This is a genomic window from Luteimonas qiangzhengi (assembly GCF_039548515.1).
Classification (GTDB): Bacteria; Pseudomonadota; Gammaproteobacteria; order Xanthomonadales; family Xanthomonadaceae; genus Luteimonas.
In genome coordinates, this window is the sequence record NZ_JBCLVE010000015.1 from 89,934 (window position 1) to 104,352 (window position 14,419).

General features: G+C 68.0%; 11 protein-coding genes. 2 read left to right on the top strand and 9 right to left on the bottom strand.

Annotated elements, in window-relative coordinates:
* Positions 1 to 15 precede the first annotated feature (15 nt).
* The 7 genes from WCE59_RS12270 to WCE59_RS12300 form a co-directional block, all read right to left on the bottom strand.
* The gene (locus WCE59_RS12270; RefSeq protein ID WP_343259065.1) at positions 16 to 2,886 is read right to left on the bottom strand and encodes a diguanylate cyclase domain-containing protein; all 2,871 of its coding nucleotides are present in this window, start codon (positions 2,884 to 2,886) and stop codon (positions 16 to 18) included.
* A gap of 169 nt (positions 2,887 to 3,055) precedes the next feature.
* Positions 3,056 to 4,060, bottom strand: coding sequence for a cation diffusion facilitator family transporter (locus WCE59_RS12275; RefSeq protein WP_343259066.1), 1,005 nt, complete (start codon positions 4,058 to 4,060; stop codon positions 3,056 to 3,058).
* A gap of 10 nt (positions 4,061 to 4,070) precedes the next feature.
* Positions 4,071 to 5,552 (bottom strand): amidohydrolase, encoded by a 1,482-nt coding sequence (locus WCE59_RS12280; protein ID WP_343259067.1) that lies wholly within the window; start codon positions 5,550 to 5,552, stop codon positions 4,071 to 4,073.
* A complete protein-coding gene (locus WCE59_RS12285; RefSeq protein WP_343259068.1) occupies positions 5,549 to 7,372 on the bottom strand; it encodes an amidohydrolase family protein in 1,824 nt (607 codons plus the stop codon). Before WCE59_RS12285 ends, WCE59_RS12280 begins: the two co-directional genes overlap by 4 nt.
* An 11-nt stretch (positions 7,373 to 7,383) precedes the next feature.
* A complete protein-coding gene (locus WCE59_RS12290; RefSeq protein WP_343259069.1) occupies positions 7,384 to 8,370 on the bottom strand; it encodes a FecR family protein in 987 nt (328 codons plus the stop codon).
* Entirely contained in the window at positions 8,357 to 8,980 is a 624-nt protein-coding gene (locus WCE59_RS12295; RefSeq protein ID WP_343259070.1) for an RNA polymerase sigma factor, read from the bottom strand. The genes WCE59_RS12290 and WCE59_RS12295 overlap by 14 nt, the downstream gene beginning before the upstream one ends.
* A 5-nt stretch (positions 8,981 to 8,985) precedes the next feature.
* Positions 8,986 to 12,348, bottom strand: a complete 3,363-nt coding sequence (locus tag WCE59_RS12300; RefSeq protein ID WP_343259071.1) for a TonB-dependent receptor — start codon at positions 12,346 to 12,348, stop codon at positions 8,986 to 8,988.
* A 181-nt stretch (positions 12,349 to 12,529) separates the two neighbouring features.
* On the opposite strand from WCE59_RS12300, the gene WCE59_RS12305 reads away from it, so the two are divergent.
* Together WCE59_RS12305 and WCE59_RS12310 are read left to right on the top strand one after the other, a co-directional pair.
* Positions 12,530 to 12,940, top strand: coding sequence for a disulfide bond formation protein B (locus WCE59_RS12305; protein ID WP_343259072.1), 411 nt, complete (start codon positions 12,530 to 12,532; stop codon positions 12,938 to 12,940).
* A 44-nt stretch (positions 12,941 to 12,984) separates the two neighbouring features.
* A complete protein-coding gene (locus tag WCE59_RS12310; RefSeq protein WP_343259073.1) occupies positions 12,985 to 13,179 on the top strand; it encodes an oxidoreductase-like domain-containing protein in 195 nt (64 codons plus the stop codon).
* Positions 13,180 to 13,186: 7 nt separating this feature from the next.
* On the opposite strand, the gene WCE59_RS12315 is transcribed toward WCE59_RS12310, so the two are convergent.
* Both WCE59_RS12315 and dsbG read right to left on the bottom strand, forming a co-directional pair.
* Positions 13,187 to 13,534, bottom strand: coding sequence for an ArsR/SmtB family transcription factor (locus WCE59_RS12315; protein WP_343259074.1), 348 nt, complete (start codon positions 13,532 to 13,534; stop codon positions 13,187 to 13,189).
* Positions 13,535 to 13,644: 110 nt separating this feature from the next.
* On the bottom strand, positions 13,645 to 14,418 hold the full coding sequence (dsbG, locus tag WCE59_RS12320; protein WP_343259075.1) for a thiol:disulfide interchange protein DsbG: 774 nt from the start codon (positions 14,416 to 14,418) through the stop codon (positions 13,645 to 13,647).
* Position 14,419 lies beyond the last annotated feature (1 nt).

The following is a 14,419-nucleotide window of genomic DNA, read 5'->3' on the forward strand; positions in this document are numbered from 1 at the left end:
GGGATGCGGCCTGACTCAGCCAGTGACGACGCGGTCCCGGCCGCTGCGCTTGGCCTCGTACAGGCGTTCGTCGGCACGTCGCAGCAGGTCGTCCGGCAGCTCGCCATCAGCGCGTTCCACCAGGCCCGCGCTGATGGTGCACGCCAGGTCGTCGCCAAGTGATGCGACCCGCATCGCGGCGATATCCCTGCGCACCTGCTCCAGCCGGGGCAGCGCATCGTCCAGGGTCATGTCGTGGAGCACCACCAGGAACTCCTCGCCACCGGTCCGCCCCACGAACACCGACGGATCGCGCAGGGAGTCGAGCAGGCGCGCGCCCACGTGCGCCAGGACCTGATCACCGGTCTGGTGCCCGTGGCGATCGTTGATGGCCTTGAAGCGGTCGACATCGAGCAGGGCCACGCACAGCGGGCTGCCGGTGGCTTCGGCGCGGGCCACCGCGGACTCCAGCCGCAGGTCGCAGGCGCGGCGATTAGGCAGGCCGGTCAGGGAATCGTGGTGTGCCTGATGAGCAAGCTTTTCCATCAGCTGCTCGCGCTCGCGTGAGGCCTGCACCAGCTCGGCATTCTTCTCGCGCAGCTCCTCGGTGCGCTGCGCGACCTTGAACTCGAGCCGACGCTGACGTGCGCGCTGGCGGCGACCCGACCAGGCGTGCAGGCCAGCGAGCACCAGCGCAAACAGCGACAGGCCGAGCAGCCGCACGCTCGTGCGCGCCCACCAGGGGGTCGCGACCCGGAGCTCCACCTGCGCGTGGTTGGCCGGGCGCGACCAGTCCGCCGGCGCCCGCGCCACCTGGACCTCGAATTGCAGGGTGCCCGCCGGCAGCTGGGCATAGCTCACTTCGCCGGCCGTGCCGGCTTCGATCCAGTCGGCGTCAACGCCCTGCATCCGGTAGCGGTAGCGCAGGCTGTTCGGACTGCGCTGGCTGATGCCGGTGTACTGGATCAGCACGCGCCCGCCAGGCGGGACGTCGGTCGCCGGCATACCGTCCACCAGGACCCGATCGATCACCAACGAGACCTTGCTGGCGGACGCATCCACGGTCCGGGCCGGATCGAACACCGCGATCCCCGCCGCGGTCGGCATCCACAGTTCGCCGCTGGCCATGCGCCAGCCGGCCGGCGAGCTGCCGCCGTTGGCCTGGCGGCTGGGCATGCCGTCGTCGCGGGTGAAGGACTGGATGTCCAGCTGCACGGCATCGCCACGGTCGATTTCGTCGAAGGAGGCGCGCGGCATCCGGCTCACGCCCTCGTTGCTGCTGACCCAGAGGTTGCCGAAGTCATCGGAAAGAATCCGGAACAGCGCGCTTCCGGTCAGCCCCTGCCGCCGCCCGTAAAGCCTGAAGGCGCCATCGCGATGGCGCAGCACGCCGCGATCGCTGGCAATCCAGAGCGTGCCGTCGGGATCGGACAGGAAGTCGAAGGCGGACAGCGCCGGGAAATCGATCTCCGGCTCCAGTACCACAAGGCGGCCATCGGCTCCGCGTCGTGCCAGCCCGCCGAGCAGGCCGATCCAGAGCGTGCCGTCGTCGACGTGGTGCAGGGCGCGGACCGGAAGCGTCGGCAGCGTGGGCAAGGGCTGCTCGTCCACCAGGCCGTCCCGCCAGGCCTTGAGTCCGCGCTCGGTGCCGATCCACAGCATCCCTTCGGGATCCTCCAGCAGCGCGCGCACATGCTCGGTGGCCAGCGGACTGCCTTCCGGAACCAGCGGGCGCGCATGTGCCTCGGCACCGGGATCGAGGTGCATCACGCCGCGGTTGTAGGTGCCCGCCCAGACGCCGCCATCGGAAGCCGGCGCCAGCGACAGCACCGACGACGCCGGCCATCCCGGCCGGGGCATCAGAACCTCGACCTGCCCATCGCGGAGGCGGCTCAAACCACCGGAATGCCCCACCCAGACCTGGCCATCCGGCGTTTCCACCAGGCTGCGGACGAAATCGTTGCGCAGCCCCTGCTCCTTGCCCAGGCCCCAGGCCGGCCCGTCGCCCACGCGGAACAGGCCGTGCGTGGTCCCCATCCAGACCAGCCCCTCGCGCCCTTCGAACAGCGCACCCGAAGCGAAGCCTTCGATGCCGTGGCGCTGGTCCAGCTGTTGCCACTCACCCTGCCAGTAGCGCAGCAGCGTGCTGTCGGTGGCCGCGACCCAGAGCGCGCCCTGCCGATCCTGGATGAGCCCTTCGGCCGCACCTTTGCGCAGCTGCTCCAGCCGATCCCCGCGAAGCCGCCAGAGGCCATGTTCGGCGGCGATCCACAAGGCGCCGTCCTGCGCCTGCTCCAGGTCCCGGATCTCACCCGCAGGCAGTCCCAGACCTGCGCCCAGCGCCTCCAGACTGCCTTCGTTCCAGCGATACAGGCCGTGCCGGTTGCCGGCCAGGAGGCTTCCATCCGCACGCGCCAGCAGGGCCAGCACCCCGAGTTCGGCCAGCGCCTCGCCACCCTCGGCGCGCACGCATGCACCGGCCCCGTCGGCCCGGTACAGGCCGTCGCGGGCGACGATCCAGTAGTCGCCATCGATGCCAGGTGCCAACCGTGCAGCCTCCAGCGCGGGAGCATCCACGCAGGCCGGGCGCGCACGCCCGCCATCGGGCACGTACATCAGTCCAAGGTGATCAACCGACACCAGCATGCCGTCCCCGTGGCGCATGATCTGGCGCGACGCCAGGCGCCGGCCATCAGGGTGGTTCAGGTCCTCGACTTCGCGGAACTTGCGCCCGTCGAAACGCACCGTGCCTTCCCAGGTCGCGACCCACAGGAAACCGTTACCGTCCTGGCCGATCGCGTGGACCTGGCCGTGCGGCAGGCCGTCGTCCGCATTCCAGAGGGTGACCGTGTAGCGCCCGGTCGGCTGCGTCGGGTCCAGGGCCCGGGCCGGGCTCGGGGCGAGCATGGCGGCCAGGCACGCGCATGCCAGCCCCACGGCCGCCAGGGCTCGCAAAGCACGCGCCGAAGTGCAGCGCATGGATGTACCCATGCCTGACATGCTGTCCAACGTGCCCCTGTTCACGTTTTCGCCAGTGTAGCAATTGCCCTGTGGCGTTCGTTCGCCGCGCCGGCTGTCAGGCCCAGTCGGGATCGGCAGTGAACTCGATCGTCAGCCAGCGGTTGGCATCCTCACCGCCGAGCGCCTCGCTGATGCGCTCGCGCAGCAGATCCCACTCTTCCACCTGGCGTGCCGGCCCGTTGGCCGGGACGATGAACACCAGCTCGATCTGCCGGCCGCGCCCGACCCGTGCCACATAGGCCCGGTGGTCGATGAATTCATAACGTTGCACCACCTGCCCGGCCACGGCATCAACGTGGTCCTTCAGGTCCTGCGGGGTCACCAGCAGGATGTCCTTGAGCGCCTGGCGGATGGTGCCCAGCGGCATCGGGATGATCACCAGGCAGACCAGCATCAGCACCGCCGGATCAATGTAGGGCGCCATCCAGGCCCACTGCGTTCCTTCCACCAGCAGCCCGGCCGCAAACGCGACCAGCAGCGCCCCGGCGAGCAGCGCGGCCATCAACCAGCCCTTGGCGTCCAGGGCCACGAAGCTGGAGCCGATGCGCCGGTTGGCCCGCGTCTCGAACACCCACATCACGATGCAGGTCACCAGTGTGATGGCGGCATAGCCCAGCGCGCGCCCGAAATGCAGCTCGCGCCCACCGGTCATGAACGAATCGATCGCGCTGATCAGCGCGTACATCGCCGCCCCGGTCAGCAGCAGTCCCGTCACCCCCAGCACGATCGGCTCCAGGTGCCAGAACCCCATGGTGAAGCGCTCCACCAGGCGCTTGTTGCGCATGTCCCCGGCGGTGGAGGTCGATATCAGGTTGGCCACCAGCAGCGCCACCGTGGTCATGCTGGCATCAATCAGCGAATACACCCCGTCGAACACGATCGCGAACGAGCCCGACAGCAGCCCAAGCACGATCCCCAGCACGGCGAACACCACGATCACCGCGATCGAGATACGCAGCACGTCCTGCTCGGTCTCCATCTCCCAGCGCCACCTGGACTGCCCAGCCGCCATTGCCTGCTCCTTCGCCTTCCGCCCGGCCATCAGGGCGGGCAGGAACATCGTAAGCGACTCAGGAATCGTTGCGGGGGGCAGCCCGGTAGTCGAGTGGCGGGGTACCGCGCCGCAGCAGGGGGACGTAGGGATCATCGCCGCGCCGCTGTTCGAACTCGCTGCGGGCTGCGGCCACCAGCTCGGGATTCGAGAACAGCTCGACCGTCGCCATGGCCAGCACCGCCGCCGCATTGAGTGCGCCGCGCTGGCCGATCGACATGCCGGACGCCGCCACCGCCTGCCAGCTGTGTGCCGGCGTCCCCGGCACCCAGCTGGCGGTGGACAGCCCCGCGGTCGGCACCACCTGGCTGACGTCGCCCACGTCGGTGGACGCCAGTCCCTGCATGTCGGCCCGGTATTCTCCTACCTGCATGGCCGATTCCAGCGGCCGCTGGCGCTCCAGGCTCTGCTGCATCTGCTCAGCAAACCGCTGCTCCGCAGGGCTGTATTCAATGCCGCCAACGGCCCGCAGCGCGCGATCCATCACCTGGCCCAGCGCATCATTGGGCAGCAGCCCGTGCACCCCGCCCAGCGGTTCGAATTCCACCTGCGTACCTGTGCCCAGCGCCGCCCCACGGGCGGCATCGTTCAGCCGCTCGAACACCTCCTGCACCACCTCTCCCCGCGTGTGGCGCACGTAGTAGTAAACCTCGGCCTGGGCGGGCACCACGTTGGGAGCGCGGCCGCCATCGGTGATCGCGTAATGGATGCGGGTGCCATCGGGCACGTGTTCCCGCAGCATATTGGCCATGTGATTGAGGGCTTCCACACCGTCCAGCGCGGAGCGTCCGCGCTCGGGCGCGATCGCCGCATGGGAGGCCACGCCGTGGAAGCGGAACTTGCCGCTGATGTTGGCCAGACTGGTGGACTGCGCCGCGGAGTTGCTGTCCGAGGGGTGCCAGTGCAGGGCAATATCCACGTCGTCGAACAGGCCGGCGCGGACCATGAAGACCTTGCCCGACCCACCCTCCTCGGCGGGCGTTCCGTAGACCCGGATCTCGCCTTCCTGCCCACTGCTGTCCAGCCAGTGCGCGATCGCCCGGGCAGCACCCACCGCGCCGGCGCCAAACAGGTTGTGGCCACAGGCGTGCCCGGCATCGTGCCCGGGCAGCGGCAAACGCTGCGGACCGGCCTGCTGGGACATGTCCGGCAGTGCGTCCATCTCCGCCAGCAGCGCGATCACCGGGCCGCTGCCACGGCGGCCAGCGCGGGCAACAAAGGCCGTCGGCATACCAGCCACTCCGGCCTCGATTTCAAACCCGGCCTGGAGCAACTGCTCCTGGAGCATGGAAGAGGCCAGTTCCTCCTGATAGCCAAGCTCCGGCTGCTCCCAGATCGCCTGAGCCAGCCGTGCCTGCGACCCCGCCCAGGCTTCCACCTCGGCGCGCACCTGGGATTGGCCCGCGCTGATGCGTGCCTCTCTACCGACATCGGCCCTGGCATCCGTTCCGCTCGCCGTGGCGACCGCCAGCAGTGCCGCCAGCACAGCACAGCCGATCAAGGCGACGCTCCTGCCTGGACGCCGATCAGGCGTACCTCATCCAGCTCGAACCATGCCGCAGCACCGGGCGCCCCACTCACCGAAAATGCGATCTGCATGGCATCGTCTCCACGCCATGTGGGCGGGTCACCATCGCCGCGCCAGGGCGGCAAGCCGGCGAACCCGGTCCACGGCACCTGGTAGTCCTGCCATCCGGGCCCCAGCTGGAACTCATGCGCCCAGCGCCGCCCCTCCTGCCCGCGGATTTCCACCCGTACGGTTCCGGCTTCACCCCTCGCCTGGAAAGACAAGCCTCCCCAATTCTCCAGGTTGGCGGGGGCCACGGAGCCGCGCGACAGCGGCAGCAGCACTGCGGCATAGGCGCGGTCGGAATGTGAAAGCCGTGCGTGGGTGGACAGTACATGTCCTTCGCCATCCGGACGGGCGATGCGCAGGCTCGACTGCCAGGTTCTGTCGTTACCACCGTCGGCGTCACTGATGCGCAAGGTGTCCAGCGACGTGCGGCCGTCGGCCCGCTCGAAGTCATCAATCAGCGCGGACAAGACGCGAGGGGGCAGGCTGGCGCGCTCGTTGCCTGACGGGCGGCTGGCATCCGGCCCGGTCACCTCCTCACCCGCAAGGAAGACGCGCTGCACCCGCTGCATTGCAGTCACGTCATCCCACGGCGCCCCCTGCACCAACACCAGATCTGCCCGCCGGCCTTCGGCCAGCACTCCGCGGTCGGCTGTGCCCAGCACCATGGCCGCTCCCGCGGTTGCCGCGTGCAGCGCTTGGCGCGCACTCAGTCCGGCGCGCACCAGCAGTTCCAACTCGCGGGTAGCAGCACGGCCGTGGGGGGTGCCGGGCATGCCCGCATCGGTTGCTACCACCACCTGTATCCCGGCGTCATGCAGGCGCTTCACATTGGCCAGGGCCACGTCAAAATTGCGCCGCCGCTGCTGCAGCACCGGACTTTCCGGATCCGCGGGTGGCGCATCACCCACGCGTACGGGCTCATACACCGCCAAGCTGGGACCGTAGGCGGTGCCGTGCTCACGCATCAGCGCGATCAGCTCATCATCCACGGACCGGTCGAGGATGCTGTGGGCAATCAGGTCCACGCCTGCCCTCGCGGCCTGCTTGGCCCGCTCCACGGTTACCGTATGGCTGAAAACCTTGATGCCATGGCGATGGGCCTCGTCCACCAGCGCGGTCAGCGTGGCTTCGTCCATGCTCGTGTTGTCGGGCGCATTGTTGTAGCGCCAGCCATCGGTGAAGGCCTTGATGAAGTCAGGCCCATAGGCCGCGATCTCCTGCACCGCAGCGCGGGCCGCGGCCGGGGAATTGACCCAGCGGGTGGTGGCCTGGTCGGCCCAGTCGGCGCCGTGGCCCAGCGGGGTGCTCATGCGCGCGCCGAACTGCACGCTGGGAGCAGCCAGGTCGGAAAGCCAATCCCGCCGCGGCGCATGAGCCTCCGGCTGCTGGTGGTAGTCCGCCACCGTGGTCACACCGGCATCGAGATAGGCATTGGCAATCTCCGGCAGCGCGGCCGGTCGTGTATTCGGGGTCCAGTGCGTATGCAGATCGAGCATGCCGGGCACCAGCGACATTCCGCTGCCATCCACCACCCGGGTGGCTTCCTCGGTGGGAAGCCCGGAGCCAATCCGGACAATCCGCCCGTCCTCAACCAGCACGTCGACCGCGTGCGGCTGGTCGGTCTCCGCGTCCAGCACCTGCGCATCTCGGATCAGCAGGCCGGCGTGGGCGCTGCCCACCGCCCACAGGGTTGCGACGGCCGCAATCAGGGCCGGCGCCATCACACCGGGAAGGGACTTGTGCATGAATGATTTCCTCATTGCAGTTGCAGGCTGTCAGCAGTGACGCCCATCGCGGGCGCACTCAGGCGCACTCCGCCACTCACATCCTCGACCTCCAGCCCCAGGCTGACGGCCACGTTGCGGGCAAACCCCGCCGGATCGTTGGCGGGGTACAGGCCCACCACGCGCCGGCTGCCAACGCGGGGATCCTCGATGAGGATCGGCACGTCGCTGTAGCGCCGGAAGCGCGCCGCCGCCACCGACAGGGTGTCGCCGTTGAAGGACAGCATGCCTTCCCGCCACAGCAGGCGCCGATCCAGCTCGGTGTCCTCGATCCGGTCCACGGCAATCCCGGTAGAAGGGCGCGCAACAGCGCGCATGCCCGCATGCAAACGCGCCGGCACCGGTGCCGGCCCGCTGTCCGTCACGTCCACCACGCCCTCACTGACCAGCACTTCCACCGGCCCGGCACCGGCGCTGCCGCGGCCGTCCAGGCTGATGCTGAAACGGGTGCCCACCGCAGTCACGCGGGTGCCGTCTGCCTCCACGGTGAACGGGCGCTCGGGGTCACTAGCCACGTCAAACAGAGCGGTTCCGGACAGCAACTGCAGTTCGCGTCGGTCGGCATGCATGCGCGTGCGCACCCGGGTATCCGCGTCGAGGGTGAGCACGGACCCGTCCTTCAGCGCCACCCGCAGGATCTCCCCGCGGGCGGTGTGGTGCAGCGTGCCCTGCGGCCATGCCAGCAGCAGGACGCCGGCAAAGGCCACAACCAGCGTGGCAGCGGTCGCCAGCAGCCAGGCGCTGCGTCGCCCCCAGGATCGTGCGGCCGGCACCGCCGGCACGCGATCCGTCCAGGCCAGCACGGCACGCGCCCGCGCATAGGCGCCAAAATGGCGGCTGGACGCGGCCAGCCAACGGTCGCGCTCGGAGACTTCGGCAGCGCTCAGCGCTCCGCGATCCTCACGCACCACCCATGCCGCGGCGGCGGCATCAATGTCCATGCGGTCACCGCTTTCCATGCGAGCGCTCCACCCTCCCGGGGCGACTCAAGGACGGCGCCGTCGTGGACGCCGCTGACCCGGCACCAACGCCCGCCATCAGCAGCCGCAGCGCCTTGATCATGTGTTTTTCTACCGTGCTCTGGCTGATCCGCAGCTTCTCAGCCACCTCACGCTGCGACAGGCCCTCGATGCGGCGCAGGCTGAACACCTCACGACAGCGATTGGGCAACGCGGCCAACAGTTCATGGGCCAGGGCCAGCTGCTGGCGCGAAGAGGCGAAGCGCTCGGGAGAGTCCGAGCCCGGCGCCTCCGCCCCCAAACCGTCGAGCTCGGCGACCGTCTCGAAGGCCACCACCTGCGACCTGCGTAGATGGTGGTACACCACAGACCGGGCAACCGTGAACAGATAGGCGCGTGGCTCGCGTACGTGCGCAATGCAATCCAGCCCCGCCAGCCTGGCGTAGCTCTCCTGCACGATATCGTCCGCATCCGTTCCCGGGAGCGTAAGTCTCTCGCGCAGCCAGCGCCTGAGCGCCGGCTCATGGGGCAGGATCTCTTCCGCCAGCCACACTGCCCTGCCTGCCGCCAGCGCTGGCCCTCCACTGCCGGCGGCACCTGACCCGTCCACTCCCATCAGAACGACTTGGTCACACTCATGTGCCAGTAACGCGGATACGGCTGGTACAGGTTGGACAGGTAGCCATAGGCGCCGGAACTCACCGGCGGGCGCTCGTCGGTCACATTGTTTACGCCCAGCTTCGCCGACCAGCCGTCCAGCCTCCCTCCGTTGCTGAACTCATAGCGTGCGAACAGGTTGCCAATGGTGTGCGAATCCACACGCCACTGGTTGCCATCGCTGTCCGACAGGCCGGTATCCCACACGGCACCGGTGTAGCGCACGCTGCCACCCATGCTGAGCCCGCCCTTGCGCCAGGTAACCGTGCTGCTCCACTTCCATTCCGGGGTGCCGCCCTGCGCCCTGAGGTCGCCGCCGCCGGCGATCCACACCGAGCCGTCGATCAGGCCCGCATCCCGCGCATCGGCCAGCACCTGGATGTCTGGCGACAGGTCGCGGTAGAACTCGATCACCCGGGTGCCGTTGATGCTGACACCGAACTGGCCCCACTCGGTCTCCGCCGAACGCCACGACATGCCGTAGTCCACCCCGCGCACCGTTTGCGGCTGGAGGTTGACGTACTGGTCGGTCACGTACAGGACGCGACCGGCGGGATCCAGGCCGGTGCCGTCGTACCGGGCAATGTCGTCCACGCTGGGGTCGGCGCGCACCACGTTTGGATTGCTCAATCCCTGCATGCGCAACAGGTAGTCCAGGGTCAACGCGTTGCCCTCGCCAAACAAGCCGATGATTCCATCCTGCTCGTACTTGAAGTAATCCAGCGAGAACATCCAGCTGCCGGCGGCGTCGGACAGGAAGCGCGGCTGCCACACCAGACCGGCGCTGGTGTTGGTAGAGGTTTCCGGCTCCAGGTCCGGATTACCGGAGCGCCTGGCGGTGGTCGAAGCGCTGTGTGGGCAGTTGGTGAAGCTGTTGGATGCCCCGCTGCGCGCATCGGCTTCGCACTGGATGTAATCGGTGCGGGTATTGGACCTGCTCACCAGGGTCGCATTGACCTGCTCCAGGTTCGGCGCACGGAAACCTTCAGCCCATGACGCGCGCAGGCGCAGCCCGTCCACCAGCTCCCATCCGAGGGCGAGTTTGGGTTTGGCCACGCTGCCGAATTCACTGTAACGCTCGGCGCGGCCGGCCAGCTGCAGGTCCAGCGAACGCACCAGCGGTACGTCCATCTGCGGCGCAACCAGCGGCACCGACATTTCCGCAAACAGCGCGTACACCGTGCGCGAACCCTCTGTATCGGGGGTCGGGCTGACGCCATAGATATCGCTGGGATACTCGTTACCGGTCACGGCATCGACGAAGAACAGGCTGCCATCCACGCGCGGGTCGCGGTTGTCGCGCTGGCGCTCATGTCGCGCCTCGACCCCGACAGCCAGCCCCACGTCACCCGCCGGCAGGTTGAACAGATCGGGACGGGATGCCTTGAAGTCCCACAGCCACAGCTCGGTGCTGCTCTCTCGGACCGCATCGACGTAGAACTGGTCCATCACCGCATCGGAATTGCAGCCGCCACAGAACAGGTTGTAGGCGTTGGCACCCGGATCAGCCAGCGCTTGCTGGAACAGCGTCATGCTGACCGCCTGCTGGGTATCCACCACCTTGGCCTGCGAATACATCAGGGCCGATTCCCAGTCGAAGCTGTAGTGGAAGCCCCGCAGGCCGGCCAACGCTCGTACCTGTTCGTTCTCGACCTGGATCTTGGTCGGGCGTTCAAAGCGGTAGGAGGAGATCGTGACCGGCAGGCCGTCCGGGCCGATATCCAGACCGTTGATCCGGTTGGGATTCACGCTGCCATCGGGCAGCAGCGCGGCGCCAAACGGGTTCCAGTGGTTGCTGCCGGGTACCACCACGGGGAGCGCGGCAATCGAGTTGACCGGCATCTGAAGACTGTCCGCATCGGCATGGTAATAGCCGAGCTCGCTGAAGAATCCGATGCCGTTGTCGAAGTCCCACTTCGAGGTCAGGAACAGGTTGGTACGGCGTACCTCGGGCGTCAGCGACAGCGGCCACTGGGCCTGTGCGTCGGAGCGCAGGTTGCGGTCGGCGCCGGAACTCGCCTTACTGCCGCTGGCCACGCACACCCCATCGCCGGTTTCGGCTGCGCAATCGGGATTGGTGACCGGCTGCACATGGAACGCACCGGCGCCGGAAGTCACCAGCTCACCGGCACGGGTCACCGGACGGCCGGTGGTGAAGTTGCCCCACGCGCTGGTGGCGCTGCGGTTGTCTAGGCTCGGATCGCCTTCAAACGGCGTGCCGATGAAATCGAAACGCCGGTCCGCGGTGGCGGTCCAATCATGATCCAGCGAGTCGATGCCGGTGGTGCGGTAATGATTGAACGACAGGGTCACGTTGCCCCGCAGGTCGTCGGTATTGCGACCGACGATGCCGCTCACGCTCCAGTCGCGCAGGCCGGTGCCTTCACCGGATCCCGACTGGACGGTGATTTCACCGCCATGCATGTCGTCGCGCAGCACGTTGTTGACCACGCCGGCCACGGCGTCTGTGCCGTAGATGGCGGCGGCACCATCGAGCAGCACCTCGACCCGCTGCAGGCCATTCACAGGAATGGTATTGGCGTTGTAGCTCAACACCGGCACCAGATTGCCGTCGGCCTGGCTGGTCGGGTGAACCACTGTGCGGCGGCCATTGACCAGCAATAGTGTGTTGCCTACACCCAGCCCGCGCAGGTTGACCGAGGCGATATCACCGCGGGCGTAGTTGGAGCTGTTGCCGCCATTGGTCCCGACAAAGGAGACATCACCCATCTGCGGGATCGAACGGAACAGGTCGTCGCCCGAGATCGCTCCCGTCGCCTCGATCTGTTCCGGCTGCATGGTCACCACCGGCAGGATCGCAGCCGCGCTGGAGCCGCGGATCTGCGATCCGACTACGGTCACCTGCTCCAGCGTGGCCACGTCGGCATCAGCCGCCGCCGGGCGTTGCTCTTCCCAGCGCGGTGTGGCGGGCGCGGGCTGCTGCGGAGCAGCTGCCTGGCCAGTGAATCCGATGCTTCCGGTTCCCAGCGAAGCAAGCATCTCCGGGCGGTACAGGGTAATCGTGGTGCCGTCATCGGAAGCGACCTGCAGGCCGCTGTCGGCAATCAGCCGCTCCAGCGCCTCGCGCGTGTCCATCTCCCCGGCCAGGGGCGGCACTTCGACGGCCGGCCTTCCCGGTTCTCCCGCCGGCGCGATGATCTGCAGACCCGCCTGGCGGGCAAATTCGGGCAGCGCGTCTTCAAGGCTTCCCCCCTGCACATCGAACGTGACATCGCCCGCCAGCACCGGCGCGGCACTCAATGCCATGGCAACCATTCCCAGGCGTACCGCCCTGGCCAGTGCACCGTGTCTGTTTCGCATCGCCTTTCCTCCCAAAGGTTCGCAATACCATAGTGGTCGGTAAACCGACCCGTCTCCCCTGCACGATGCACGAGGGCGAAATATCCTCCACTCGGCCCGTGGAACACCGCGCTTATACCGAAAGCCTGGGAAACTGGTAGCGTTCGCAGCTTCGCCATCCCCTGCCCGCAGACCACCCGCCATGCCCTCGCTCGATACCCTGCACCGTCACTTCCGCCTGATTGCCGCGCTTGCGATCGCACTGAGCGTGTTCACCTGGGCCGTGGACCTGGCCGGGCTGGTCTACAACTGTCCGTTCTGCCGCGCGCAGCGCACGGTGATCGGGCTGCTGGGCCTGCTGATGCTGGTGCCGGATCCGCGCCACTGGCTGGTGCGCTGGCTCGCAGCCACGCTGGCCGGCTTCGGAATGGTGGTGGCAGTGACCCAGCATTTCTCCCACTGGCGGCGGATCAATGCCGGTGAGTTCAAATTCGCCGAAGCCTGGTGGGTGGATCCGTTCCTGCTGTCGGGCGCGGCGATCTTCATCATCACCGGGCTGTTGCTGCTGCTGTGGTCATGGCGCCCGCGGCATGGAGCGGACCGTCAAATCTGAACGCCGGGTTTGAAACCCGCTGCGCCAGCCCCATCTTCCTGAAGATGGAGAAACAGTCCGCCGACCTGAAGCTCGAGATCGTCCGCGACCACGATCCGCGCCCGACCCCGCCCGAGGCGCCCCTGCCCAGCGACTGCTGCGACAGCGGCTGCGATCCGTGCGTGCACGACAGCTATACAGAAGAACTGCAGTACTACCGCCAGCAGCTGGCGAAGTGGCTCGAGCGAAACCCCGAGTAGGTCGGGGCTACGCCCCCGACGCCCCACTCGACCCGGGCCCGCAATAGATCCCGTACAGGGTTGCCATCACCTCGCCCGCCGGGCCCGGTGCCAGCGAGTAATAGATCATCTGCGCCTCCCGGCGCGTCTGCACCAGCCCTTCCTCGCGCAGCACCGCCAGGTGCTGCGACAGCGCTGACTGGCTCAGATCCAGCATTTCGTTGAGCTCGCCGACTGAACGCTCGCCGCCGGCCAGCAGGCACAGCACCTGCAGCCGGCGCTCGTTGGCCAGCGCCTTGAGCAGCTTGGCCGCCTCGCCGGCGTGCGCCTGCATCGCCGTCAGGTCGAAGTCGGAACGGGCCGGGGGGTTGCCCATGATCCTTGCACCTTGGTTTGCCGGGCGATATCGCCCCGCGTCGGGATGACGCGGGATGAATGATATCAACCGGCCCTGGAAGCCTGCCCCCGGGGCTGCCGTCAGGCCAGTCAGCGCGGCCCCATGACTACGTTCAGATCATCGCCCTGGGGCATGCCGCCGCGGCGCTGCACGGTGCCGTCGGCATCGCGGAATACCAGCGCGGGCGTGCCGCGGAAGCCGAGCTCCATCATCAGCATCTGATTCGATTCCAGCGCGCGGCGGACACCGGCCGGCACGCTTCGCGCGGCGGACACGCCGCCCTGGGCGAAGCGACGCTCATTCTGCGTCAGCATGGCGCTTGGATCATCCGCGCCCAGAATCGTGGCCACCTTGCCCGCGCTGTCTTCGCGGATGACCCCGACCATCACGTGGCGCAGCTGCACTTTGCCTGCCTCCACCCACGGACGGGCGGCTTGCCAAAGGCGGTTGCAGAACGGGCAGTTCGGATCGCTGAAGGTGTAGATCACCCGCGGCGCGCTGGCGCTACCGTCGAGCACCCATTCGGAGGATTCAAGCTTCGACAGCATCTGATCGCCCATCGGGCCGGCCACCAGCTCCTGCAGCCTCATCGCGTCACGCTCGTTGCCGTTGCGGTCTATCCGGGTACCGACGATGGCGTCGCCGCCGGCGGTCACGTAGACCGCGATGGGCTGCTGCCCGGCGACCGCTGCAAAGCCGCGCAGTCCATCGCCAGCCGGAAACTCCTCGACGATGCTCACGCCGTTGGCTTCCAGCGCGTCGAACACCGGCGGGCGGTCGCCGTTGTCCGCGTGACTGCAGGCGGTGGCGGTCAGTGCGGCTGCACCCAGGCACAGCGCGGTCAGGAAAGCGTTTGGGGACATG

Excerpts from the sequence above, each read along its gene's own strand:
- WCE59_RS12270 (WP_343259065.1), bottom strand. The coding sequence starts at position 2,886 with ATGCTCGCCCCGAGCCCGGCCCGGGCCCTGGACCCGACGCAGCCGACC.
- WCE59_RS12275 (WP_343259066.1), bottom strand. The coding sequence starts at position 4,060 with ATGTTCCTGCCCGCCCTGATGGCCGGGCGGAAGGCGAAGGAGCAGGCA.
- WCE59_RS12285 (WP_343259068.1), bottom strand. The coding sequence starts at position 7,372 with ATGCACAAGTCCCTTCCCGGTGTGATGGCGCCGGCCCTGATTGCGGCC.
- WCE59_RS12290 (WP_343259069.1), bottom strand. The coding sequence starts at position 8,370 with ATGGAAAGCGGTGACCGCATGGACATTGATGCCGCCGCCGCGGCATGG.
- WCE59_RS12300 (WP_343259071.1), bottom strand. The coding sequence starts at position 12,348 with ATGCGAAACAGACACGGTGCACTGGCCAGGGCGGTACGCCTGGGAATG.
- WCE59_RS12305 (WP_343259072.1), top strand. The coding sequence starts at position 12,530 with ATGCCCTCGCTCGATACCCTGCACCGTCACTTCCGCCTGATTGCCGCG.
- WCE59_RS12310 (WP_343259073.1), top strand. The coding sequence starts at position 12,985 with ATGGAGAAACAGTCCGCCGACCTGAAGCTCGAGATCGTCCGCGACCAC.
- WCE59_RS12315 (WP_343259074.1), bottom strand. The coding sequence starts at position 13,534 with ATGGGCAACCCCCCGGCCCGTTCCGACTTCGACCTGACGGCGATGCAG.
- dsbG (WP_343259075.1), bottom strand. The coding sequence starts at position 14,418 with ATGTCCCCAAACGCTTTCCTGACCGCGCTGTGCCTGGGTGCAGCCGCA.